Raw genomic sequence first — 21,378 nt, 5'->3', positions numbered from 1 at the left:
CCATGCAAGCATCTTTAAAATTTTGTCCTAACTGCGGTCAACCGATTGGCCCTGATGATGACTTTTGTCCAAACTGCGGCTTTGATTTGCGTGCTGCGCGACAACAGGCGCAAAGCACAAGTCAAAAAGAAGCAGCCAATTCACAATCGTCACCTGCCACTCCTTCACCCATCGCTTCTTCCACAACGGCTACTGCCGAACGTCGCCGCCCACCACGATCACCACGGCGCTGGCTGCTCGTAACCGGGATTGCCGTGATCTTAATACTGGGAATCGCTTATTTTGCTGGTGCGACTTATTACAGTCAGGATCGGCAAGTCACCGAGCTGGCCGAAGAAATGACCAGTGGGGATGCCGATGATATGGCGGAAGTCGCGGTAGCCAGCGATGGCACGGCGTTGCACGAGGACGATTTGAAGCCCCTTGCGCAACTTATCAAAAACCGCAGTGATCGCAGTCTTCTGCATAGTATGATTATGGCTAAGTCGACCAGCGGCACAGTTCAGATTGTCAAGGCAGGCCATGAGCTGCTTATTTTTCCAAAATATAAAGTCAAATTAGGGACCGCCGATGCTGTCGTCAAAACCAACCTTAAAAATGCCACACTCACTTTGAACGGCACGCCAGCGCAAGCCAAAGCGCATGACGGCCAATATATCATCACCGGCCAACTACCAGGCGTCTACACGCTTAAACTCAGCGGCACGCATGACGGCTCAACCAAAGATTTCACGCGGGAAGTTGTGATCCCGCTAAAAGGTCAAGCATCGGATTTAACTTTAGATGCGGCAACGGCTTCCTCCAGTACCACATCTTCCAGTACCACCGCATCGCAAAATTCACATCCAGACAGCAATACCCACGACGATGACAACGATGACGATTATGATGACAATGGCGTCACGAAAACAACCCGCCAGTATCCTTCCGACACGTCAAAACGCAACGACAATCATTCCACCAGTGGCATTGTTGGGCGCTGGGAATCAGGCGACCGGGCAACGTTCACTTTTAATAGCGATGGCACTTATACAGCGGCCAATAACGGCACACCAAGCAATGGTAAGTGGGAAGTCGTTTATCGTGACGGCAATGTCTTCAACATTAAATTCACCAAGTCTGATGGCGGCAGTGTCGTTGAACCCTTTGCACTTGATGATGAAGATCTGATCGAAACCAATCTCAAAATTAAATGGGAACGCGATGACTGATTTGTCCGCATCCCCTTTGTCATTGATGCCATGGTGTTATACTAATGGCAGTATCCGAATTTAATTCGTTAGGAGGCGGATCGTATGACATCAGATAAGTGGCGGCCATTAGTGGTCACGTTAATCGTCATTGCCGCCATCTTTGCCGCCCTGTTTATTTTGGAAGTCTTTAACAATGGCGGTGGCATGGGAACAGCCCACGGCAGCATGATGCGCGGCATTTCGTCCTGGCACATGGGCGGTTGCATGCGCTAGATGTTTGCATTTTGATAGCTTCATTGATGCCCCTGTTTGTGCATATGCACAGCAGGGGTTTTTATGTGGCGCTGAGCGTGAGTCGGCGCGCTTAGAAGTCGGAGTGCAAGTGGCCTTGGTCGCAGACTTCTGCGCCGGAGAGCGCGTTATAACATCCCCCAAAAAATAAATAACTTGCCTAAGCAAACATATGTTCGTATAATGATAAACAGAGGTGATCTTCATGGCCTATGATTATCCACACGAACCGCATCGGGTCATTTTTTTGATTGACAATAAGTCCTTTTACGCCTCAGTCGAAAGCATTGAGCGTGGACTTGATCCGCTCAAAACCATCCTAGTTGTGATGTCTGAACAGGAGAACACCAACGGCGGACTCATTTTAGCGACTTCGCCTATGGCCAAAAAAATGTACGGTCTCAAAAATAATGTCAGTCGCCAGCGCGATCTGCCCAACGAACCGCATCTGATTGTCGTTCCGCCACGCATGAACCTCTACATTCAGAAAAATCTGGCCATTAACGATATTTTTCGTCAATTTGTCGCCGATGAAGATTTATGGCCCTACTCAATCGATGAATCCATCCTTGATATGACCCATACTTGGCGACTGTTTGGAAAAACACCAGAGGCAGTTGCCAAGCTCATTCAATCGACTGTTCAACAGCAGCTAGGTCTGCGGACCACGGTCGGGATCGGTGAAAACCCGGTGCAAGCCAAAATTGCCCTTGATGTTTATGCCAAACACAGTCCTGATTTGCTTGGCATCATCAAGTATGCGACGGTCCCGAACACCATCTGGAAAATTAACGAGATGACCGATGTCTGGAGTATCGGTCACCGCACAGCAGCGCATTTAGCGCGCATGGGCATTACGAACATGTACGAACTCGCCCATGCGAATCCCTATGCCTTAAAACAGGAAATGGGTATTATCGGCACTCAGCTGTTTGCAACCGCTTGGGGCGTTGATCGCACCAAAATCAGCAAGCGCATCGTGACCCGCCAGCCAAGTATCGGTAATTCCCAAGTGCTTCCGCGCGACTATAGCAATCAATTCGAAATCGAAATTGTCATCAAAGAAATCGGTGAACAGGTCGCAGCCCGCTTACGCCATCATCATAAACGTGCCGGTGAGCTTTCACTGGGTATCGGATTTTCATATGCAGAAAGCCAGCAAGACGGTCGGTCCGGCTTTACGCAAGCAAAGCGGATTCTGCCGACCAATCGCAACACCGACATTGTTGCAGCGTTGCGCGAGATTTTTCGAAAGAACTGGCATGGTGAAGTCATCCGTAACGTTGCCGTCTTCACATCCCGTCTGGCACCTGACACCGGCGAACAACTCAACTTTTTTGAACCGGTCGATCGCCAAATCAAGGCCACTGATCTGGAACGAACACTCGATACGATTCGCAGTCGCTTTGGTTTCAAGGCGTTGGTGTACGCCAAAAGCGCGATGCGTGGCGGCACAGCCATTCAGCGTGCATCACTGGTAGGAGGACACAATGGCGGCAATAGCTATGACTAAAGACCTTAAAATCATTGTGGAACGGTTAGCGCCACTATTTAAGCGCAAACGAAACACACGGTATTGGATCTCACTGGTGAATCAGACCTACACGCCAGCGTTTAACTTCTTTTTTAACATCCAACCCAAGGACCAGCGGCAGCGCTCGATCCCTTTGCATAGTCTGCACGGCTATGATCTTGCCCAGTTAGAGGCTTTCCTTGGTTTGTTACGCAAACAAACGCAATTAACCATTGAATTTGTCGGCTTTGAAGACATGCGCTGGCCGCAAACCAACCGAGTTATTCAACGACGTGCCCGTCTTGATGAATGATGCCCTACTTGGCAGTCTGACTGCGTGCCTACTACAGCTAAAAACTGAATATTGGGTCCAAGAAAAAAGCCGGTCTCAGACAACAAGACCGACTTTTCATCATGATTAGCACTAATTGATCGATGCCACCATCAGACGATTGATCAAATTAATAGGCAATCGTATAAGAGTGGCGTTCATCAAGCACAAAGGCCTCAGCCATCTCGGGGCCATGCTGGGCAAGAATCTGATCCGCTAGATAAGCCTGAAGATCTTCATGGAAGTAGGTTTCAAACCCAAAACTCCACGCCTGCACCAAATGTTTACCTTGGCGCCGTCCGGCCTTAAAGTTCTCATAAATTGCGTGGTAAATGGAACGACCCGTTAACCGGACGCTTACTGGCAAGACAATACGTTGATTGCCATGCCGGAAACGCGCATTAACCGTCCGAAAAGTCATGAAGCGAATAATGAGCAAAACACTTGGAATCATAATGCTTAAGCCCACTAGTGCGACAAAAATGATGCTCAAAACAAAGCCAACAGCACTAACTGCCATGGCGCCGGAAATCACGACGCTTAGGCCAATCACAAACAAAATCAGTAACAACGCTGGAAATAAAGCAACGCCAGCGACTAAAACCCAGAGCAACAATTTAATTGCTATTTTCATAAAGCCTCCAAAAACATGCTGTTTATTCAATGGAAATCAGGTGCACATCACTGACACCGCGAATGCCGCCAAGTTTAGTAGCGAGATCATCGAGGGTTCCTTGAAGCGCCGAAATATCAAATGATATAACGACACTTGCCCAGTTGTGGATCGGAATATTCTGGTTAATGGTCACAATGCTGGCTTGAGCTTGTGACATCACAGTCAAAACTTCCGACAAAATGCCGCGATCGTGATGAAGCATCAATGAAATGACCGCCTTACGTGATGCCATTTCATGATCTGGTAAAAACACATAGTCCTTGTATTTGTAATAAGTGCCGCGGGAAATGCCAACTCGCTTAACCGCTTCGCTCACCTGTTTAACTTCGCCATTTTGGAGCAATGCCCGCGCGGCAATCACTTTGCCGACCACGTCCGGAAGAATCGAACTGTCAACAATATAAAACTGCTTCACGCGAATCCCCCCAAAATGAACCGACTGCCAGTATGCGCTTCTCACCGACAGACATCCGTTCGAATATGTTCATATTGTAACAGTCATTGCCACTTCTGAAAAGCAATCGTCAAATTGTAAAAGATTTGACATGTTTTCAGGAAAATAAGCTCTCTTTACTTATAACACTTCGCCAAGCGCTGTCAATTCCACTTTAGGTAATCTCCGTTATAGCTCGATAGCTGCACCTATTTCATCAATGAACCTTTAAACGTCTGCTATTTTGCAGTAGGCTGATGGTGTCTTTGAAGGGAAAAGCATGAGGGGGCTTTTGAATGAAGATGCGGCAACCGTATCATTTATCTTGGCAATTACTGACAGTGGCAATCATCATCGCGTTTATAGCGTTTGTCGAATACTGGCCGCACCTGAGTGATGACGCGTTAATGGGCAGCGGGCTCATCAGTGGTGGACTTTGTATCGGTGCATTACATATGGCGCACCACGTCACCGACACGTCCAAAAGTCACAAGAAAAAGTAACACCTCTTGCCAGACAAAATGAGCTGCGGTTTTAACCGCAGCTCATCACTGTTAACGCCTGATGTTACTCCAATGTTTCAGCTAAAAAAGGATGCGCGTAATTGACTTTTCCGCGCACGCTAGCCAAAACGCCGGGGACCAGCTCCTTAATGAGATGGTCTTCGGCCACGATCGGAAACGGTGGCTCGAGTCGATAGTTTGCGGCCTTGCGAAAGCCGATGCGGCCGAAGAACTGCCGATCGCCGATGACGCTGACAAAATCGCGACGTAGATCTGTGGCCCGCATATCGAGCTCCGAAACAATCGCCATCCCTAATCCACTGCCTTGATAATCAGGTGCTACGGCCAAAGGGGCCAAGGCCACACCTTGCATATGGGCATCAGGCGTAATGGTGACTGCAGTCATCAATCCGTAACCGACTAAATGACCGTCGATGGTCGCCACCACTTCCAGCGCTGCATCATAATCAACGGTGCGTCGTAACTCAGCGAATAACGCTGCTTCTCCGTGATAGCCGCGCTTGCTGCCGCTAAATGCGGTTTGCAATAAGGCGTCTACCTCGGCAAAGTCGTTTTGCTGTATTCGTCGAATGGTCATAATTGTCTCCCTTTTGTTATAATAATTTTATTATACACGTTTTAACGTTTCGGTGACGTGCTGTTTCGATATCACTGCCATTTTTGAGGATGCGTTATTTATTTGGCTTAGTCTGCTGATCTGAGCCACTGGTGGTGTTGGCTGTCGAGTCTGGCTTGGTCGCAGCTGAATCGCCTGATGGCTTTGAACCGGTTTGCTTCTTTTGCTTAGGTGCCGTCTCTTCATCAGGGAAGATTAAAGTAAACGTGGTACCTGATCCTAATTCAGAGTCAACATCAATGGTGCCGCCATGCAGGCCCATCAGTTGATGGACAATGGCCATACCTAGACCGGATTCGCCGTATTTCGTATTTTTCCGCGAAGGATCAGCTTTATAATATCGCTCCCAGATGTTCTTTATCTGATCTTTGGACATACCGATGCCGGTATCACTCACCCTAAACTCGGTTTGGTGGTAGCCTAATTTCCCATTAATCGTAATTTGTCCATTTTGCGTAAACTGAACCGCATTTTGGACAATGTTGAACATGATCTGAACAAACCGGTCGTGGTCGGCATAAGTTGGCAGCTTTTCCGGTGCTTCAATCGTAATCTTGTCGCCAGCTTCTTCGGCTTTTTGTGCCAGTTGTTCGGCAATATTATCAAGATCCTTGCGGGCGTTGAAGGTATGTTTGCTCAAAAGAATCTGATTCGTGCGAATCTTTTCATAATCAAGGTTCTCGTTGACCAAGCGAATTAAACGATCGGTCTCGTTACGCATGAGTTCAATGCTCTTCCCCTTGCTTTCTTCGGGAATTGCATCATAAGCCAAGCCTTCCAGCAAGCCGTTAATCGTCGTCAGCGGTGTCCGCATTTCGTGAGCTGCATCCGCCATAAACTGCCGGCGCCGATCTTCTTGCCGCTGAATTTCCTGCTGGCTGGCTTTCAAAGACGTCACCGTGTCACGAAAATCATCCGCTAGTTCTGCCACTTCATCATGGCTGCGGCTTTTCATTTTAACGGTCACATCGTAGTTGCCTTCCGCCACCTGATGCGTCGCCTGGCGCAGTTGATTAATGCGGCGAACCTGATACGACGCAATGAAGTAACTGATAATAAAGGCCGCCAAAGTCGATAAAACGAAAGCGATGAGTAAGTTGTGCTCGGTCTTGTTAATCGAGCTTTGAATTTGCTCGACCGGTGCAAATGCCGCAATGACAAATAGTAGTTTCTCACTCAAAAAAACCGGCTGGTAATAGATCGTCATATTTTGGGACAGGCCGCTCACAGGATTCGTCATCAGCTCCGGTACGGCAACGGCTGAACCTTGTTTTAACTTTTTCCAGTAACTTGATTTAATCGCTGCCATCGGGCTTTTTTGTGAAACCGGATACTTAGCCACGTTGTTCGCATCATAAATAACAAAATGCACGTGTTGATCGCTAAGAATCTCCTCGGCATTTTGGATAAAGCGTGCATTGATCACGTAAGTATTTTCATCGACAGCGTTGTTTTTTAAAACGTCAGTGTACTGTTCAAGCTGCTTAAACCCATTTTCCCAAACTGTATTGGTTGTCGAACGAATGAACAGAATCGACACAATTACCAAGGTCACCATGATAACTGAAAAAAAGCCGATTAACTGTTGATAGAGCATTTTCATTGATCAAGCCCCGAATCATCAAACTTGTACCCGACGCCCCAAACGGTTTGAATGATTTGCGGACCGACCTTTTCGATCTTTTGACGCAGCTTTTTAATATGCGCATCGACTGCGCGTTCGTCACCATAGTATTCATAATCCCACACCAGCTGAAGTAATTGTTCGCGGGAAAAGACCTGCTTGGGGCTCTTAGATAACGTGTGCAACAAGTCGAACTCTTTGGGTGTCAGACCTTCGATTTGTTTGCCATTCAAATAAGCTTCACGCGTCTTGGTACTGAGCTTGAAATGGTCGGTTTCAACGTCAAAGCCATCCTTCTTTTCCTCCGGCGCCGCCTGCTCCGCACCGACTTCGGCACCAACTTCAGCGCGGCGATGCAACGCCTTGATACGCGCAATTAGCGTAATCGGCGAAAACGGTTTGGTTACATAGTCATCCGCGCCGAGTTCAAGTCCCAGCACCTGGTCACTTTCAGTATCGCGGGCCGTCAACATAATCAACGGGACGGTTTCACTGATCTGGCGGATTTCCTTGGCCACCTGCATCCCGTCCATTTTAGGAAGATTCAGATCCAGGGTGATGATGTCAAAGCTGTCAGGTGCTTCTTTAAACTTAGCAAGCCCTTCTTCGCCATCATAAGCGTTCACGACTTCCCACTTTTCTTTTTGAAAAAACATGGCCATCATTTCTGCCACGCTTGTATTGTCTTCAATCATTAATAGTTTCACTGATAAACCCCTCATTTCACAAATCTTTAAAACCTTTACGGCGTTTAGGTTTCGGAACGTCATCCGGTGCGACATAATCGTAAGGAAGCTGGTGATGGGCTTCAAGATACTGTCTTAGCCGGCTTTCGGTATAAACGAATCCCGGTAAGAATAACAGTACAGCCACAAAAAGCCAAATGATGAAAAAATTATCCCACGAAAGCCGGTGAATGATCCAACCGGCAGCGCCTTCGAGCGCACCGGTAACAATCAATGCCTGGCAAAACCACCGTTGCGCTAGACGAAAACTATCGGCATTGACACTGGCGAGATAGGATGTGTAGCCCCAGAAATTGGTTTGATGTCGCGGTCGAAAAAGTACCAGAAGGATGCCCATTAGTAATTGCATGCATCCAGCAACAAGTAAGATCATAGACATGCCTCCATAAAATTAGCTTAAAACCTAAGTTTGCGTCAGTATAGTACCAAGTGCAAACATTTTGACAGGTTTAATTATACCGTGGTAAAATATCATTTGCACCTTGTCGGGGGTGTAATGGTCTCGACATTGCTTTTCGCGCATGCGGTGCACCTCGGAGGCTCGGCTCCGTCATCAACGGAACAGTTAATATAACTGCAAAGAACGAAAATTCTTACGCTTTAGCTGCTTAATAACCAGCTAGCGTGATCCTTCCGACTTCGCTCAAGGGTCGGGTCTGGGTCTCAAATCATTGAGCTACGGTTGATGCTGCCACCTGAGGCATCAACAAGAGACTAGTAGGTTAGCCGCCTTGTGTTAGCCTTGCTGACTGGCGCGACATTGCGGCGAATTTTAAATTAATCAGCTATGGGTGTAGAGCTGCATGTAGCAGGGGTGATGGACAGGAGTTCGATTCTCCTCACCTCCATTATTAAGCTTTTTCTAGTTTCCAGTTAGTCCCGAAATGCTGTTAAATCAGCATTTCGGGGCTTTTTGTTTGCGGGTGTTTGGGGGTGTTTTAAAAAAATGTGTCCGTCTGATGTCTGCTTTGCAGTCTTGAAACACCTTTAATAGCACGTGTTTTGAAGGATAACAAAAACTACTAACAACAAAATTGGTAAAGAAAAAAGCCAAGTGATGAAGAAAGATACTATCAGTCAGGAACGGCTGCTAATATCATTCTGATCGCGACCGGCATCGCGGCATTCATCAAATGGCTTCTAAAGTGGTAAAAGTAACAGAGCAAAGGACGAGGCCCTTACTTCTTGTAGACTCATTCTAACATGGAAATAACAGCATGTCATCTGAAACAAGAAAATGGACGGCGACCCGTATTGTGGCTGATCCCGCTGACAATCGCGGCAGTAGTTTTGGGCAATCAACTTTTTAGTGGGAGCGATCGGATGAGTCGCCTAGATGCGTATCTAAAACAAAACAGCGTAGCAGTCAATAAAAACATTATCAGCATTACTCTACCCCATTCTCCTATTTGAAGTTCATTAACACTTTTTGACAACCATAAATGATGCTCGTGATAGCAGACCGAGTTTAACGTCACCGCCGCGATGGACGCTTTAGTTATTCAATAACTTTAATGGACTTGATTTCATTTGCATCAACGCCAATAAATTGCCCCGTCAGACGACCCACAGAAGGAATAATCGTCATATAAGGCACCCCATCGTCAGTTTCATCTGCATCAATTGCGTCCGTGACCTTTCCCTGAAGCTCGTCGCCGTCAACAAAAGACACCAAAACTTGTTTTCCTAAATACTCTAAATAACTCTTCATTTTGTGCCAATCTTTTCAGTATGGTGTGATTGCAGGCTAAGTTTAACGTCATTCCCCCGTGGACGTGTTATTACTTAATGACTTCAATAGATTTTATTTCGTCTTCTGAAAGCGAAATGTACGGACCGATGGCAAGCCATAGCGTTTCGCGAGGTGAAATCGTGATCTCTTGCCTACCAGATTCAGAATCCTCTACAGGCACCCACTCATCAATGTATCCCGTAATAATTGCACCATCAGTGAGGATGATTTTGACCGTCTTATTATCGTAATTTTCAAGTTTCATCATCCTCATCCCTATGTGTAATTGCTAGCCGAATTTAACGTCATTCCTACGATGGACGTGACTGAGAAACCGTCTTAGTCTCAGACTTGAAAACCTCAACAGGTCGTCCCTTTAGTGAGCCTTCCGCTGGGATAATCGTCATAGACTGCTCATTATTTCCGTTATCCTCAGCTTCGGTAACATCGTCAATATAGCCAGCCAAAACTTGTCCATCAGAAAAGGTCAGCAGAACATTTTTAAATAGATATTTATCAAGATTCATGTTGTTTCCTCCATGGAACTGAATGCGCACCAGTTTTGCCGTAATAAATTACGAAGTCATAATCCTCGTTGCCATTTTCTTTAATTCCAAGCATCTCACCATATTTAGTTCGTTTCTGGGTATCAACGCCAATAAATTGCACCTTCAGACGACCGACAGAAAAAATAATCGTCAGTTTCATCTGCATCAATTGCGTCCGTGACCTTTTCTTGAAGCTCGCATCGTCAACAAAGGCCAAAATTTATTTTCATAAACACTCTAAATAACTCTTCATTTTTTTGCTGAACTTTTTTAGTATAGTTTGATTGCCGGCTAAGTTTAACGTCACCCCCGCGGTGGACGTGCTACTTATTTAACAACCTCAATAGATTTAATCTCGTCCCCATACACGACATAACTAGTTGGATCGTTATCAAGACTGATTTCAATATTCTCACCTTTATCGTCATCCAACTCACTCGTGTAGTAAGTCACCAAAGCGTGGTTCCACTTTGCAGGTGTAACAATAGCCTCAGGGTCTTTAAAACCGATTCTTACTCGCTTACCTCTAAGATTCTTTGTGAGTTTCATCTTTTGTAACCTCCCCAAGGAACGATGTGGGTTCGCTTCCTCTTACCAGACTCGAGCTTTTCAAGCGCATAATAATTACGCTGAAGGTGCTGCTACCTTTCAGATTTATTATACTTGATCTCCTTGAAAACCGATATTGATTTCGTCAGACCATCCTTAATTTAGCTTGGTATACTTAGTGAGTTCTTCACGATTGTCTTTAAAGTTCTTCTTGTGTACCCATGCTTTATCAAACTCACACTAAAATCAGCAGCATCTCCGAGCTAAAAATCACCTCAGATTAGCCGTGTTTTGGTAAAATAGTAGAGCCAATTCAAAAGAGTTATAACTCATTCACATTAACGCGTTCGCAGTCGCAAAAACCGGGCTGGCGAACGCTCAGGAGGGTACAACCATGAATCACGAAGTTACCACCTTAATCAACATTCTAGAATCGGTCGGTTTTTCGCATGACGAGCTTGCCGGTACAATTGCTGAACTGAATGATGCCGTTAACAACGGTCAGGCAACGTCCATTCAGCTCGTGAGTCCAGGTGCCGCTGCACGTTACATCAAACGAATTAACGACGAAACTATTTTTCAAGCCCGATTCCGTCACAGCGACGAACCGAATTTGCTTAACAATGAATCAAATGACGAACGGATTGAAAACCCTAATCAGGATTCGTGCATTGTCATTAGCTACGACCCTACCCAGCACTAGAAAGGAAGGATCCATGAAGAAGATCGAGCATCGACCGATTGCGATTGTCACGATCATCGCCGGCAGTCTCGGCGTTGTTGCCAGTGGCATGAGCCTTGTCTCCGGCATCCTGCTGTTGACCAAGCGTCGCCAATCGTAAATCAAACGAAAAAGAAAAACAAAACACCTGCCGTTGCGGCTTGTCCCCTAAATTCTTAGAGAACACGTCACGACAGCAGGCGTTTTTTAATGTTCAACTGTCTTCATGCGCCAAAATTATTCAGGCGTGACTGACTTTCTCCTTGCCTTCTTCTTCACGCCGCCGATTAATGGCCTTTATATCGGTGACCCCGTCAAACGTCAACAAGGCAGATTGGTAGTCACCAATGAGTTGGGCTTGCTCGCGGTTGGCACTGTTAAACTGAATCGGTAAGCGGACTCCGACCCGCTGAAGGACATCACCGGAAATCGGGCCGGTGTGACCATTCACCCAATAACGGCGATTCGGCTGGGCTAACGGTATTTTCATATATTGCACTGTCCGGCTGTCGGCATCGGCAAGGACGCGGAAGAACCCTAAAACCAGTCGCTTACGGGCATGATCACTCAGCAACCATGCCACTTGATTCTGGCCATTGGATTGCCGCGGCAACAATAAGCTGAAGTCGCCATTTAGAACAAGCGGCTGCAGATCATGATAGTAAGAAATCTGGTCCTTGATCGTTGCCAATTCTTTTGGTGACAGCTTGGTTAAATCAAGTTCATAGCCTAAAATACCAAACGCTGCAACGCGAAAACGGGTTGCCAATGGCGTTGTCCGTCCGACCTGTTCATTCGGCACAGCCGTAACGTGATTGCTCATGCAACTTAATGGATAGGCAAGCGCCGTTCCTGACTGAATGGCCAGCCGTTCAATGGCATCGGTGTCATCACTTGTCCAGATTTGCGGGCTATAAAAGAGAATGCCCAAGTCAAACCGTCCGCCGCCACCAGCACAACCTTCAATCAATAACTGCGGAAATGCCGTCAACAGTTTCTGATACAGTGTATAGAAACCTTGAACATAGCGGTGGAAAAACTCGTCCTGCGGATGACCGATTTTAGCCAAATAAGGTGAGTATGCTTCGGTGATACTCCGGTTCAGATCCCACTTAACGTAATCCAGATGCGTTTCGGTGATGACTTTTTGCATCTGATCAAAAATATTGTTCACGACCGCCGGATTGCTGAAGTCGAGCACATACTGATTGTGAGTGATCGAGAAGCGCCCGCGTTTTAGCCGGACTACCCAATTCGGATGCTTCTGGAAGAACTGCGACCGCGGTGACACCATTTCCGGTTCAAACCACAGACCGAACTGCAATCCGAGGTCGTGAATCTCCTGGGCAAAGTGACCAAGTCCGTCCGGAAACTTGTGCTTGTTGGTAAACCAATCCCCAAGCGAGCTCAGATCGTTATCACGCGTCCCAAACCAGCCGTCATCAAGGACAAAACAGTCCACCCCGACTTGGCGCCCGAGTTTGGCTAAGCGCAACAGCTTTTGTTCATTTAAGTCAAAATAAGTTGCTTCCCAGCTGTTTAATACCACCGGACGCGTTTTTTAGCGCCATTGCGGATCAATAATATGCCGCGCTACAAACCGCTGATTGACCTGTGCCAGTCCGGCAAGCCCGCCGGAACTGAAACTAAAAACTGCTTCAGGCGTGGTAAAACTAGTCTTCGGATCCAAACGCCAACTAAAGGATGCTGGATGAATACCGATTAGTAGCCGCGTCTGATCCCACTCGTTGACCTCGATACTATCCAAGAAATTGCTGGAATAAATCAAGTTGGCGCCATAAGTGTCACCACTGGTAAACGACCGATTGACAGCATGTAAGGCCACAAAAGGATTCTGTTCATGACTGGAGGCTCCCCGCAACGACTCGACCGAAAACGTACCTTGCGTTAGTGGCTGAGTTTGAATATGCCGCTCTTTTGCCCAATTACCAGATAAGTGCACCACATCAAATCGACCCTGCGGCAGATTCAAGACCCCACTCAACATCCGCTGAATCATCACCGGTTCAGAGCCTTGGTTGGTCAAAGTCGCAGCTCGAACCACCGTCGCACTGTCGGAAAAAATGGTATATTGCAACGTCAGTAACAATTGTGCCGTTTCGTCTTCCAGATGAATCGTCAAAACATCCGTCAAAGCCGGATTACCAAAACTGGTCGGATGATGAAGATCACGCATTTTCGTGTGACTGACATGATAGTCTTTGAACACAAAATTCGGATACACCGGTGCATCGTCCTGCGTCACACTTAAACTACCTTGCCTAAAATCACCGGTACCATAAACCGGATATTCCTGCTGGGCATCGCCTAAAGCAAAAGGCTGGTCACTAGAAAAATTAGCCATCCAGGCATACGGACTGGAACCTTGTGACAAATAATCCAAGTCTGCGTTGGTTAGTGAAAGTCGCGGTCCAAAATAAAGGTGCCCAAGCTGCCCATTTGGCAACAGCGAACATAGATAACTGATTTTCTGATTATACAAATGAAAGGCATGATCGTGAATAACGTCGATCAATCGTAAATTGCAAGAACAAGTTAGCCAGTCGTTGAGGACAATCCCAGAACAGGCCGTTATCAAATAGAAGTTGTGGCGCTAGAGAGACTACTGGGCCATGCGGCGAACGCGCCGAGCTTCGGCCTCAAAGTTTTGCTGGGGTGTGCAGTAGCCCTGTTGTTTGCGAGGCAACTGATTCAAGCGGTCTTGCGTGGCCTGCACTTGACTAGGGCTAATGTCATCTAGGGACATGCCCTTAGGGAAGTCCTGGCGGATCATCCGGTTATGTGCCTCGTTGGTGCCACGGTCGCAGGACGTGTAAGGATGGGCGTAGAAGATCTCAGTTTCCGTCCCAGCAAAAGCAGTATTTAAGGCGGTGAACTCGGGTCCGTTGTCGGCTGTGATGGTCTTGATGCAAGCTCCCCATTCGCGCTTGATTCCACGCAATGCATAGCTCACAGAGTCTGCATCTCGTCCTTCGATCAAGCGGAGAAGTTGGCAACGGGTCTTGCGCTCAATCAGAGTCAAGATGACGCTCTCCTTGCCATTGCGTTTACCGACAATGGTATCCATCTCCCAGTGACCGAACTGCCTGCGTCGTTCAACGACCTTAGGCCGTTCCTCGATACTGCGGCCAGCCAGGCGCTTAGCCTTGGTGTGGTGCTGGTGAGAGGTCTTCCGCTTAGTCTTCTCCAACAGGTCGATATTTCGAATCTCTAGGCGTTGGTCGTCAATGTACTGGTACAAAGTCGAGGCACAAACAAGCTCTTCAGGAGTAAACAGCTTGTGTCGCTTGGCATAGCCGATTGAAGCATCCGGCGACCATTTGTCCTGCTTAGCTCGCTGTACGTACCAGGCTAAGAAGACCTGTACGCTGGCGAACTTGTCAGGACGATGGCAGCTCAAGCGTGCAGTCTCGTAACGTGCCTGAGCAGCCTCTGGCAGGTATTGTCGATGGTAGACGCGCTTGCCATTACTCTTCTTGACCTGATCTACTGTACCTCGCTTGATTTCATTATTAATGGTCTGCGGGCAGACGCCAATTTCAGCAGCAATCCAACGATTGGACTTCCCAGCTTGGCGGAATCCGGCCACTTTTCCGCGCTCGAGTGATGTTAAGTGCTGACCTTTTTGGCGGTGTGTGCTATCCTGTTTCTGCATCAAGACAATATCCTCTTCCATTGTTTGTGTAGGAACTTCAATGATACAGGATATCTGTTCTTGATGTTTTTTATTGTCCAAAAAATTTTGAGACAGTGGCTAACTTGATTCTAAAATGCGCGAACGTCGATCAATTGAGATCCCCCGTTGATTTTGTTCATTACCTTCGTTATAGCATAGAATTTGCGCAGATGTTGTTTTCTGAAAAAGCAATTATGAATTTTCTCAATGAGCACCAGGCACTTGCCTGCGAATACTTTTCGCTTAAATGGCAAAATGTTTCCCAATCGCAGAAATGAAGTCAGTTCGCATCCATACACAAAAGCCGGAAACTGTTTTCATAATTTTGAAAACGGCTCCCGGCTTCTTTTTATTTTTGCGGATCCCAGCCTGCAATGTCTTGTGATGAAAAGGTATACGTCAATTTCCGATGATAAGCAGCTTCATAGGCACGACACTTTTGCTGGTAATCGCGTTGCATCATTTGAAAACTGTTATCGCGAACCGATAATTTGGGATCGGGATAAATGGGATCAAGGACGTGGAGAATGTAGCGAACTTCCCGCAGTTGTTGATTCTCTCTGGCCGGCAGATCGCGAATTTCCGTGAAACAGGAAATGATCGGCACATTGCCAGACGCCGCGTAAAAATAAGCGCCGCGCTTTGGTGGCCGCGGTTTGCGGTAATTAAACCACATCTCCTGTTCTGGATAAATCAGAACCCAATGATGCCCGTTAAACGCCGCCGTCAGCATTTGCATAAACGGCCCGTTCAGAAAACTGGGTCGCCCGGATAACGGAATCGTATCATCATAGTTCATGACAAACCCCAACAGCCCTTTCATGGCCAAGTTCGTATCCTGACTCACGATATACATCCGATGACGGCCAGCCAATCGGACCGCTTTGCGCACGGCCATATTTTCGAATGGACTAAAATGGTTACTGGTAATCACTCCGCCGCTTTTAATCGCGCGAATCTTGTCAATACCAACAACGTCAACATCTTTTGTCACCCGCAGCGAATAAGCATTCACCATGAGGCGGCAAATCAATGTTTTGAGCCGAAACGACCACGCCTGCCGCTGATGTAGATAGCGGTTGATAATCGCCGTTTCCTCTGCTTCAGAAAAAGTCGGATCATGCTCCTCGACTTTGACGTTGAACGTTTTAGCAGCGACCGCTCGCCGAATATTGTCAATCACCGCCGCCCGATCCGGTCCGACAAACTTCCCCGACTTCATAGCGCAACCTGTTCACCATGTTTGACGGCATTCAAGATGGTGTTACTTGTATGACATGCTTGGACTGCGGTCTTCAACATGCCGGCCATACTGTCGCGATCAGCTTGTTGGTCAGCTGGCGTAAACGCTGCTAACTGTTGCTTCAAATCGTTTTCAAACCCCGAAGCCGGCGCGTAATGCCAGAATCGGTCGCCTAGCTTGGCATTTTGATAGTGCCACGGCTTACCAAAAAGATTATAGTGAATCAGCTTGCCACCGGGTTCTGCAGCGGTCGGCACGCCGGTTTGCATGTTCCAGATTTTCGGTAAGTACTTGATTCGATGCTGTGCAATGACATTAATGTAATCCTGATCAGCCGCAATCATTGTGAAATGGTACGTTTTCAACAAATGCAGGAACCGACTTGAAAAGTGTTCCTTCCGCAACTGAGCCAGATTCATCAATAACACACCAGAATTAATATATTCGCCTGGTTGAACGCCAAAATCACGCTGGATGTATTCGATCGTCTCCGGATAAGTCATCATCACCGGATCAGCCACCCCGGCAAATAAATGATCGCCCATATCCGTTGCAAATAAAGTGGTTAGATCCCCATCCGCCACCGTATCTGCATCGATATAAATAGCTTTATCATATTGGGGAAACATATCGGCAATGAACAACCGAAAATAAATTGTCAATGTGACATAATCACCGCGTAACTTATTTGTGTCGCCACTAATTTGTTTGGTCACCGCATCCATCGCAATGAATCGGATCTTAAAGTGTGGTGCTGCCAATGGTGCTAGTCGCTTTTGGTTATCCGCCAATAAGCCGCTGTTAAGAATATTGATTTCAAAATCAACTTGGGGATTTTTATTCGCCCGAATCGAGGTCAGCGCAACGGCGAGACATGGGACGTACCCATCATCTACCGAAAAGAAAATTGGAACCGTGGTCGTATTGGTCATTTAAGACACTTCTTTCAATTTAGGGGCTAGATGGCGGTAATCTTTCAACAAATCATCATATTCATGCAATCCCAACTGCTGATGCACCGCCTGAATCTGCCAAGGCTTGACGGTGACAATCCGAAAATATGGCCAGAAACGAAAAAAAGTCGTGAAATGTTGAAAGACGGTATGCGGTTTAAGCTGATGTTGTTCGTTATATTTTTGCGGCAAGATTCGTTTGAATTTAGCCTTTATGTTCAAAGCACTTTGATCCGGCATGAACAGCCAGCGATGCCGAACCAGCCGCCGACACCGAACCAACAAACCATCTTCCCGAATATGGGCAAGATTCATCAACAGCACGCCGGAATTAAGATAATCGAACCAGGCAAGCCGATGATGAAACCACCATTTGCCATAATGATCTAAGACACCGGCAATATCAACATCCGTCATTGATTGATTGTAAAACGCATCAAACGGGCGACGGCAAATCACATCCGTATCCAGGTACAACACGCGATCGGGCAACTCCGGCACTAAATCGGCATACAGCCGAAGCATACAGTAAGGCGTGAACATCGTGCCCATGTTAGCAAGCGGTGGATTAGCCAAGAACTGCTCCGTGATGTCAATCCGCGTCAGTTGATGTTCCGGATTCTGTGCCTGCATCAGCTTAGCCATCCGCTCAGCTGTCTCAGCAGCGAACGGTTGGTAATGATGGCCCTTGACAGTTAACGTCGCCGTCAAAATAAAAATATGTAACGGGTGGCGCGTCTGCCTCATTAGCGACAATGTGGCAATCAAAACGCCGTCTGTCATGCTCGCGTCACCGCAAAACAAAATATTGCTGGTCACGGCCGCGCCCTCCCTTCCTGTTGGTATCGAATATACTCGGTATTGCTTAAAGTGGCACGGTTCGTCATGACTTTTTTTACCTGCTCGGCTAGCTTTTGTTGCCGCAACTTGATTGGGAGTTGACGATCAGGCCAAAATGGACCGTCGACATACAAAATCCGCCGCGGTTTACGCCGCCAATGGCGTTTTTGATACGTCATAGTGGTCACAAAAACCGGCGCATCGAGTTCAACAGGATAATGAAACGCACCGGCCTCAAATGGGCGGATACCGGTATAATACGGCCAGACATGGGCTTCAGGATAAATCATGACAACATGCTTAGCCTGAATAAGCTGGCGAATTTCAGTATTGAAATCACGCAACTGATGTAAGCGCCGTGGAACCAGGACACCTCCGCCATAAGGTACCAGACGGCCAAGAACCGGGACGCTCAAGTTCGCAGCAGATGCCAATGTAAATACTCGGCGTGATTGATTCACCCGCATCGGCGTGAAAACATCCCCAAACGGCTGGGTATGATTACCATAAACAAAATAACCGCAATAGGCTGCCTGACGAAAAACCTGCCGATTGCGGACATGCAGCTTTATGCGACAGTAACCTTGGGCAAACAGCCATGATCCGCCATAAACAAGATCCGCTTTCAGTCGAAACCCACGCGTAGGCTGCCACCGATAATCAGCAGGAATGGCGGAATTTTGATTAGGCGCTGCAACAACGTCATCGGTCAACCGCCGATAAGTCAAAACTTTAGCCATCAAGATCTCCTCTCTCCCCGTGAGTGAACGTGTTATGGCGCCCGAACGTAAACCACTCCGCTCTCAAGCCAAGAACGGTACCATCACCATTAATAACAAAAATAACGCCATCAAAACAATTTGCGACCCACTAACAGCATAACGCGTCAGCAAAGTTAGTCAACCCTAAATCTAAAAATGGCAAGTGATCACTCAACCTATACACATCAGTAAAAAGGCTTTAGTTGGCAATCTTCAAATAGAAACTAAGTGATCACTCAAATTACTGTCAATGTTCAACAACCCGATTTTTTACGCTTTTGCAGCTCGTCGTAACCGCCGTAATATAAAGAGTGTTGCAATCCAAACAACCGCAAAAATCAGTGCCGAAAGCATTGCCCGATCGAACAGCATGATAATAGCGGTCAGGAGGAGAAACCCTAAAACAAGGTAATCCGAAACTGGATAGAACGGCATCCGAAAGCCTTCTTTATGTGGATATAACTTTTTATATCGCAAGTGCGCCAACATGATCATGGCCCAGACAAACAGAAAGCTGATCGTGGCCATACTTGAAACCAACGTGAAAACCGCGCCTGGAAGGAAAAGATTCAAAACAACCGCCACGGCAATCACGGCCGTCGAGATCAAAATCGCGCGAGCCGGCACCTGTCGCCGTGACAATTTGGCCGCCCACTGCGCTGATTGACTTTTACCAGTGACCGTCAATGAGAAAAGTAGCCGACCAGTACTGAAAATAGACGAATTACATGCCGAAGCTGCGGCAGTTAACACGACAAAATTGATGATGTCCGCGGCAAATGGAATACCCACATTATTGAAAACCTCAACAAAGGGACTGTTAACCGGCGAAACATGCCGCCACGGATAAATACACATGATGACAAATAACGCGCCTACGTAAAATAACAGAATCCGCATCGGAATTTCGTTAATGGCCTCGGGAATCACTTTATGCGGATCCTTTGTCTCACTTGCCGTTAACCCGACCATTTCGATTCCGACAAAACTAAACACAACCATTTGCAGTGACATTAAAAAGCCGCCAAATCCTTTGGGAAAAAGGCCCCCATCATTGACAAGATTAGCCAGACTCGCATGGCCGAGCGGCGTTTTGAAACGAACAATCATCATGAAAATGCCCAGGACAATAAGACCAATAATTGCGACAATTTTGATCAGCGCAAACCAGAACTCCGCTTCGCCAAAAAGCCCGACGCTAACTAAATTAAGTAACAGCAAAACAGCTAATGCAATTAAGCCCGGCAACCACTGCGGAACGTCAGGCAACCAAAACTTAATGTATAAGCCGATGGCAGTCACTTCGGCCATTGCCAGCGCAACCCAGCAAATCCAGTAAGTCCAGCCTGTGACCCAGCCGGCATCTTTACCCAAATACTTGGTAATAAAGTCAATAAATGTGTGCGAATCCACATCAGACATCAATAACTCGCCCAATGCCCGCATCAACAAGAAACAGATGCCACCAGTTATTAAATAAGCAAACAAAATCGAAGGACCAGCCGAGTGAATAGACTGACCGGAACCCAGAAACAAACCAGTTCCAATGGTGCCTCCAATCGCAATCAGTTGAACATGGCGACTTTTCAAATTCCGCGCCAGTTCAGGTTGATCATCTTTTTCGGCTTGCATGCGCTTCCTCCTTAAATATAAATGACCCAGGTCAGCTAAGAAGATAGTAAAAAAACCGACTTCTTAGGCAAATGTTTTCGATTCGACAAATTTAAAAGTTTGGATGTTAAATTCGAATATGACAATACAACCACTGTTATGCCATCATGCACGACAACAAATACTGACAGGTACTTTCAACCAGTTCATCACAGCAATATCATGTCATTATTAGGAATGGTACACATCGTTTAACGAATGTCCGTATTAGAAAAATTATACACCATTTTCAGAAAACCCCAAACCAATCACTGATCGACAATCTTAATTTGCTCGGGCGCCATTTTATCTACCAGGAAGCTTTGAAGGGTTTGCGGCGCTTGGCGGAAGTGCAATCTTAAGACAGTCACCTGCCCCATCTGCGCTAATAAAAGTGTCCCGGTGCCTTGTGCCTGCAAAACGAGTCCACTCAGATTTTGATACATCCGAATACTGCCCAAACCGCCAATAATAGCAGGATCCGCCAAACCTTTTTGCCAGCTTGCAAAGCAAAGAAACATGACCACAATGAAGCCGCCACTGACCAAATCGTCAAAATGGCGACTTTGCTGCAGCGTTAGGACTAGGCTAAAAGCGGCAATCGCCAGATAAAAAACGATGCGCCAGACTTTTGGCGTTGCGCGGATCCGCACATGTACAATATCAAAAATGGTGACGCCGACCGAAACAATAGCAATTAAAACATACGCAATACTTAATAACGACATAAACATCCT

At 46.9% G+C, this 21,378-nt stretch carries 25 protein-coding genes, 1 other RNA gene and 1 pseudogene; 8 read left to right on the top strand and 19 right to left on the bottom strand.

The annotated features are described in order from the left end of the window. The first annotated feature begins 2 nt into the window (after window positions 1–2). From LBCZ_RS04915 to LBCZ_RS04900, 4 genes are all read left to right on the top strand, one after another. A complete protein-coding gene (locus LBCZ_RS04915; RefSeq protein WP_039638881.1) occupies window positions 3–1,211 on the top strand; it encodes a zinc-ribbon domain-containing protein in 1,209 nt (402 codons plus the stop codon). 84 nt (window positions 1,212–1,295) lie between these two features. Further along, the gene (locus LBCZ_RS16075; protein WP_041084714.1) at window positions 1,296–1,466 is read left to right on the top strand and encodes a hypothetical protein; all 171 of its coding nucleotides are present in this window, start codon (window positions 1,296–1,298) and stop codon (window positions 1,464–1,466) included. Window positions 1,467–1,689: 223 nt separating this feature from the next. Further along, window positions 1,690–2,997, top strand: a complete 1,308-nt coding sequence (locus LBCZ_RS04905; protein WP_025012939.1) for a Y-family DNA polymerase — start codon at window positions 1,690–1,692, stop codon at window positions 2,995–2,997. Beyond that, entirely contained in the window at window positions 2,975–3,310 is a 336-nt protein-coding gene (locus tag LBCZ_RS04900; protein WP_032958623.1) for a hypothetical protein, read from the top strand. The genes LBCZ_RS04905 and LBCZ_RS04900 overlap by 23 nt, the downstream gene beginning before the upstream one ends. 148 nt (window positions 3,311–3,458) lie before the next feature. Here LBCZ_RS04900 and LBCZ_RS04895 read toward each other — a convergent pair whose 3' ends face one another. After that, window positions 3,459–3,962, bottom strand: a complete 504-nt coding sequence (locus tag LBCZ_RS04895) for a hypothetical protein (protein ID WP_025012937.1) — start codon at window positions 3,960–3,962, stop codon at window positions 3,459–3,461. Window positions 3,963–3,984: 22 nt separating this feature from the next. After that, window positions 3,985–4,419 carry an ACT domain-containing protein gene (locus tag LBCZ_RS04890; protein ID WP_025012936.1) on the bottom strand — a complete coding sequence of 145 codons (435 nt, stop codon included), beginning with the start codon at window positions 4,417–4,419 and terminating at the stop codon, window positions 3,985–3,987. 314 nt (window positions 4,420–4,733) lie between these two features. Here LBCZ_RS04890 and LBCZ_RS04885 point away from each other — a divergent pair, with 314 nt between their 5' ends. Further along, window positions 4,734–4,940 (top strand): hypothetical protein, encoded by a 207-nt coding sequence (locus LBCZ_RS04885; protein WP_039638878.1) that lies wholly within the window; start codon window positions 4,734–4,736, stop codon window positions 4,938–4,940. Between the two features lie 64 nt (window positions 4,941–5,004). Here the strand turns inward: LBCZ_RS04885 and LBCZ_RS04880 are convergent, their stop codons facing one another. The 4 genes from LBCZ_RS04880 to LBCZ_RS04865 all read right to left on the bottom strand — a co-directional run bounded on the left by LBCZ_RS04880 (window position 5,005) and on the right by LBCZ_RS04865 (window position 8,320). Continuing rightward, a complete protein-coding gene (locus tag LBCZ_RS04880; protein ID WP_025012935.1) occupies window positions 5,005–5,538 on the bottom strand; it encodes a GNAT family N-acetyltransferase in 534 nt (177 codons plus the stop codon). A 94-nt stretch (window positions 5,539–5,632) separates the two neighbouring features. Beyond that, window positions 5,633–7,180 carry a sensor histidine kinase gene (locus LBCZ_RS04875; RefSeq protein ID WP_025012934.1) on the bottom strand — a complete coding sequence of 516 codons (1,548 nt, stop codon included), beginning with the start codon at window positions 7,178–7,180 and terminating at the stop codon, window positions 5,633–5,635. After that, on the bottom strand, window positions 7,177–7,908 hold the full coding sequence (locus LBCZ_RS04870) for a response regulator transcription factor (RefSeq protein WP_025012933.1): 732 nt from the start codon (window positions 7,906–7,908) through the stop codon (window positions 7,177–7,179). The genes LBCZ_RS04875 and LBCZ_RS04870 overlap by 4 nt, the downstream gene beginning before the upstream one ends. A 16-nt stretch (window positions 7,909–7,924) precedes the next feature. Beyond that, complete coding sequence (locus LBCZ_RS04865) at window positions 7,925–8,320, bottom strand: SdpI family protein (RefSeq protein WP_025012932.1); 396 nt, start codon at window positions 8,318–8,320, stop codon at window positions 7,925–7,927. 114 nt (window positions 8,321–8,434) lie between these two features. Here LBCZ_RS04865 and ssrA point away from each other — a divergent pair. Next, window positions 8,435–8,798, top strand: a transfer-messenger RNA (tmRNA) gene (ssrA, locus tag LBCZ_RS14430). Window positions 8,799–9,445: 647 nt separating this feature from the next. Here the strand turns inward: ssrA and LBCZ_RS04860 are convergent. The 5 genes from LBCZ_RS04860 to LBCZ_RS04840 all read right to left on the bottom strand — a co-directional run bounded on the left by LBCZ_RS04860 (window position 9,446) and on the right by LBCZ_RS04840 (window position 10,776). After that, window positions 9,446–9,658 carry a hypothetical protein gene (locus LBCZ_RS04860; protein ID WP_025012931.1) on the bottom strand — a complete coding sequence of 71 codons (213 nt, stop codon included), beginning with the start codon at window positions 9,656–9,658 and terminating at the stop codon, window positions 9,446–9,448. A 70-nt stretch (window positions 9,659–9,728) separates the two neighbouring features. Next, window positions 9,729–9,944 carry a hypothetical protein gene (locus LBCZ_RS04855; protein WP_032958620.1) on the bottom strand — a complete coding sequence of 72 codons (216 nt, stop codon included), beginning with the start codon at window positions 9,942–9,944 and terminating at the stop codon, window positions 9,729–9,731. Between the two features lie 46 nt (window positions 9,945–9,990). Next, window positions 9,991–10,206: a hypothetical protein gene (locus tag LBCZ_RS04850; RefSeq protein ID WP_025012929.1), complete on the bottom strand. Its 216-nt coding sequence runs from the start codon at window positions 10,204–10,206 to the stop codon at window positions 9,991–9,993. Continuing rightward, window positions 10,196–10,393, bottom strand: coding sequence for a hypothetical protein (locus LBCZ_RS04845; RefSeq protein ID WP_039638875.1), 198 nt, complete (start codon window positions 10,391–10,393; stop codon window positions 10,196–10,198). Before LBCZ_RS04845 ends, LBCZ_RS04850 begins: the two co-directional genes overlap by 11 nt. A 161-nt stretch (window positions 10,394–10,554) precedes the next feature. Further along, a complete protein-coding gene (locus LBCZ_RS04840) occupies window positions 10,555–10,776 on the bottom strand; it encodes a hypothetical protein (protein WP_025012927.1) in 222 nt (73 codons plus the stop codon). A 394-nt stretch (window positions 10,777–11,170) separates the two neighbouring features. Between LBCZ_RS04840 and LBCZ_RS04835 the strand changes: the two genes are divergently transcribed. Together LBCZ_RS04835 and LBCZ_RS16565 are read left to right on the top strand one after the other, a co-directional pair. Further along, the gene (locus LBCZ_RS04835; protein WP_025012926.1) at window positions 11,171–11,479 is read left to right on the top strand and encodes a hypothetical protein; all 309 of its coding nucleotides are present in this window, start codon (window positions 11,171–11,173) and stop codon (window positions 11,477–11,479) included. A 13-nt stretch (window positions 11,480–11,492) separates the two neighbouring features. Then, window positions 11,493–11,618 (top strand): hypothetical protein, encoded by a 126-nt coding sequence (locus tag LBCZ_RS16565; RefSeq protein WP_263853161.1) that lies wholly within the window; start codon window positions 11,493–11,495, stop codon window positions 11,616–11,618. 120 nt (window positions 11,619–11,738) lie between these two features. Here LBCZ_RS16565 and LBCZ_RS04830 read toward each other — a convergent pair. The 8 genes and pseudogenes from LBCZ_RS04830 to LBCZ_RS04795 all read right to left on the bottom strand — a co-directional run bounded on the left by LBCZ_RS04830 (window position 11,739) and on the right by LBCZ_RS04795 (window position 21,369). Continuing rightward, window positions 11,739–14,033: pseudogene (locus LBCZ_RS04830) on the bottom strand (alpha-galactosidase). Window positions 14,034–14,120: 87 nt separating this feature from the next. Then, window positions 14,121–15,173 carry an IS30 family transposase gene (locus tag LBCZ_RS04825; RefSeq protein ID WP_010620018.1) on the bottom strand — a complete coding sequence of 351 codons (1,053 nt, stop codon included), beginning with the start codon at window positions 15,171–15,173 and terminating at the stop codon, window positions 14,121–14,123. A 370-nt stretch (window positions 15,174–15,543) separates the two neighbouring features. Then, window positions 15,544–16,416, bottom strand: coding sequence for a lysophospholipid acyltransferase family protein (locus LBCZ_RS04820; RefSeq protein ID WP_025013838.1), 873 nt, complete (start codon window positions 16,414–16,416; stop codon window positions 15,544–15,546). Then, window positions 16,413–17,369, bottom strand: a complete 957-nt coding sequence (locus LBCZ_RS04815; protein ID WP_025013837.1) for a glycosyltransferase family 8 protein — start codon at window positions 17,367–17,369, stop codon at window positions 16,413–16,415. The genes LBCZ_RS04820 and LBCZ_RS04815 overlap by 4 nt, the downstream gene beginning before the upstream one ends. Next, window positions 17,370–18,209 (bottom strand): glycosyltransferase, encoded by an 840-nt coding sequence (locus LBCZ_RS04810; protein WP_039638873.1) that lies wholly within the window; start codon window positions 18,207–18,209, stop codon window positions 17,370–17,372. It abuts the gene before it with no gap. Next, window positions 18,206–18,970 carry a 1-acyl-sn-glycerol-3-phosphate acyltransferase gene (locus tag LBCZ_RS04805; protein WP_025013836.1) on the bottom strand — a complete coding sequence of 255 codons (765 nt, stop codon included), beginning with the start codon at window positions 18,968–18,970 and terminating at the stop codon, window positions 18,206–18,208. The genes LBCZ_RS04810 and LBCZ_RS04805 overlap by 4 nt, the downstream gene beginning before the upstream one ends. A gap of 291 nt (window positions 18,971–19,261) precedes the next feature. Beyond that, window positions 19,262–20,623 (bottom strand): amino acid permease, encoded by a 1,362-nt coding sequence (locus LBCZ_RS04800; RefSeq protein WP_025013835.1) that lies wholly within the window; start codon window positions 20,621–20,623, stop codon window positions 19,262–19,264. A 287-nt stretch (window positions 20,624–20,910) separates the two neighbouring features. Next, complete coding sequence (locus LBCZ_RS04795; RefSeq protein ID WP_025013834.1) at window positions 20,911–21,369, bottom strand: hypothetical protein; 459 nt, start codon at window positions 21,367–21,369, stop codon at window positions 20,911–20,913. Window positions 21,370–21,378 lie beyond the last annotated feature (9 nt).

The organism is Lacticaseibacillus casei DSM 20011 = JCM 1134 = ATCC 393 (assembly GCF_000829055.1).
GTDB classification, from domain to species: domain Bacteria; phylum Bacillota; class Bacilli; order Lactobacillales; family Lactobacillaceae; genus Lacticaseibacillus; species Lacticaseibacillus casei.
This window is presented reverse-complemented; position numbering and strand designations above follow the sequence as displayed.

Bases quoted from the DNA above. Each gene is read 5' to 3' on its own strand.
- LBCZ_RS04875 (WP_025012934.1), bottom strand. From the start codon at position 7,180: ATGAAAATGCTCTATCAACAGTTAATCGGCTTTTTTTCAGTTATCATG.
- LBCZ_RS04820 (WP_025013838.1), bottom strand. From the start codon at position 16,416: ATGAAGTCGGGGAAGTTTGTCGGACCGGATCGGGCGGCGGTGATTGAC.
- LBCZ_RS16565 (WP_263853161.1), top strand. From the start codon at position 11,493: ATGAAGAAGATCGAGCATCGACCGATTGCGATTGTCACGATCATCGCC.
- LBCZ_RS04815 (WP_025013837.1), bottom strand. From the start codon at position 17,369: ATGACCAATACGACCACGGTTCCAATTTTCTTTTCGGTAGATGATGGG.
- LBCZ_RS04885 (WP_039638878.1), top strand. From the start codon at position 4,734: ATGAAGATGCGGCAACCGTATCATTTATCTTGGCAATTACTGACAGTG.
- LBCZ_RS04800 (WP_025013835.1), bottom strand. From the start codon at position 20,623: ATGCAAGCCGAAAAAGATGATCAACCTGAACTGGCGCGGAATTTGAAA.
- LBCZ_RS04880 (WP_025012935.1), bottom strand. From the start codon at position 5,538: ATGACCATTCGACGAATACAGCAAAACGACTTTGCCGAGGTAGACGCC.
- LBCZ_RS04825 (WP_010620018.1), bottom strand. From the start codon at position 15,173: ATGCAGAAACAGGATAGCACACACCGCCAAAAAGGTCAGCACTTAACA.
- LBCZ_RS04835 (WP_025012926.1), top strand. From the start codon at position 11,171: ATGAATCACGAAGTTACCACCTTAATCAACATTCTAGAATCGGTCGGT.
- LBCZ_RS04865 (WP_025012932.1), bottom strand. From the start codon at position 8,320: ATGATCTTACTTGTTGCTGGATGCATGCAATTACTAATGGGCATCCTT.
- LBCZ_RS04860 (WP_025012931.1), bottom strand. From the start codon at position 9,658: ATGAAGAGTTATTTAGAGTATTTAGGAAAACAAGTTTTGGTGTCTTTT.
- LBCZ_RS04900 (WP_032958623.1), top strand. From the start codon at position 2,975: ATGGCGGCAATAGCTATGACTAAAGACCTTAAAATCATTGTGGAACGG.
- LBCZ_RS04895 (WP_025012937.1), bottom strand. From the start codon at position 3,962: ATGAAAATAGCAATTAAATTGTTGCTCTGGGTTTTAGTCGCTGGCGTT.
- LBCZ_RS16075 (WP_041084714.1), top strand. From the start codon at position 1,296: ATGACATCAGATAAGTGGCGGCCATTAGTGGTCACGTTAATCGTCATT.
- LBCZ_RS04795 (WP_025013834.1), bottom strand. From the start codon at position 21,369: ATGTCGTTATTAAGTATTGCGTATGTTTTAATTGCTATTGTTTCGGTC.
- LBCZ_RS04850 (WP_025012929.1), bottom strand. From the start codon at position 10,206: ATGAATCTTGATAAATATCTATTTAAAAATGTTCTGCTGACCTTTTCT.
- LBCZ_RS04845 (WP_039638875.1), bottom strand. From the start codon at position 10,393: ATGCAGATGAAACTGACGATTATTTTTTCTGTCGGTCGTCTGAAGGTG.
- LBCZ_RS04915 (WP_039638881.1), top strand. From the start codon at position 3: ATGCAAGCATCTTTAAAATTTTGTCCTAACTGCGGTCAACCGATTGGC.
- LBCZ_RS04855 (WP_032958620.1), bottom strand. From the start codon at position 9,944: ATGAAACTTGAAAATTACGATAATAAGACGGTCAAAATCATCCTCACT.
- LBCZ_RS04905 (WP_025012939.1), top strand. From the start codon at position 1,690: ATGGCCTATGATTATCCACACGAACCGCATCGGGTCATTTTTTTGATT.
- LBCZ_RS04805 (WP_025013836.1), bottom strand. From the start codon at position 18,970: ATGGCTAAAGTTTTGACTTATCGGCGGTTGACCGATGACGTTGTTGCA.
- LBCZ_RS04840 (WP_025012927.1), bottom strand. From the start codon at position 10,776: ATGAAACTCACAAAGAATCTTAGAGGTAAGCGAGTAAGAATCGGTTTT.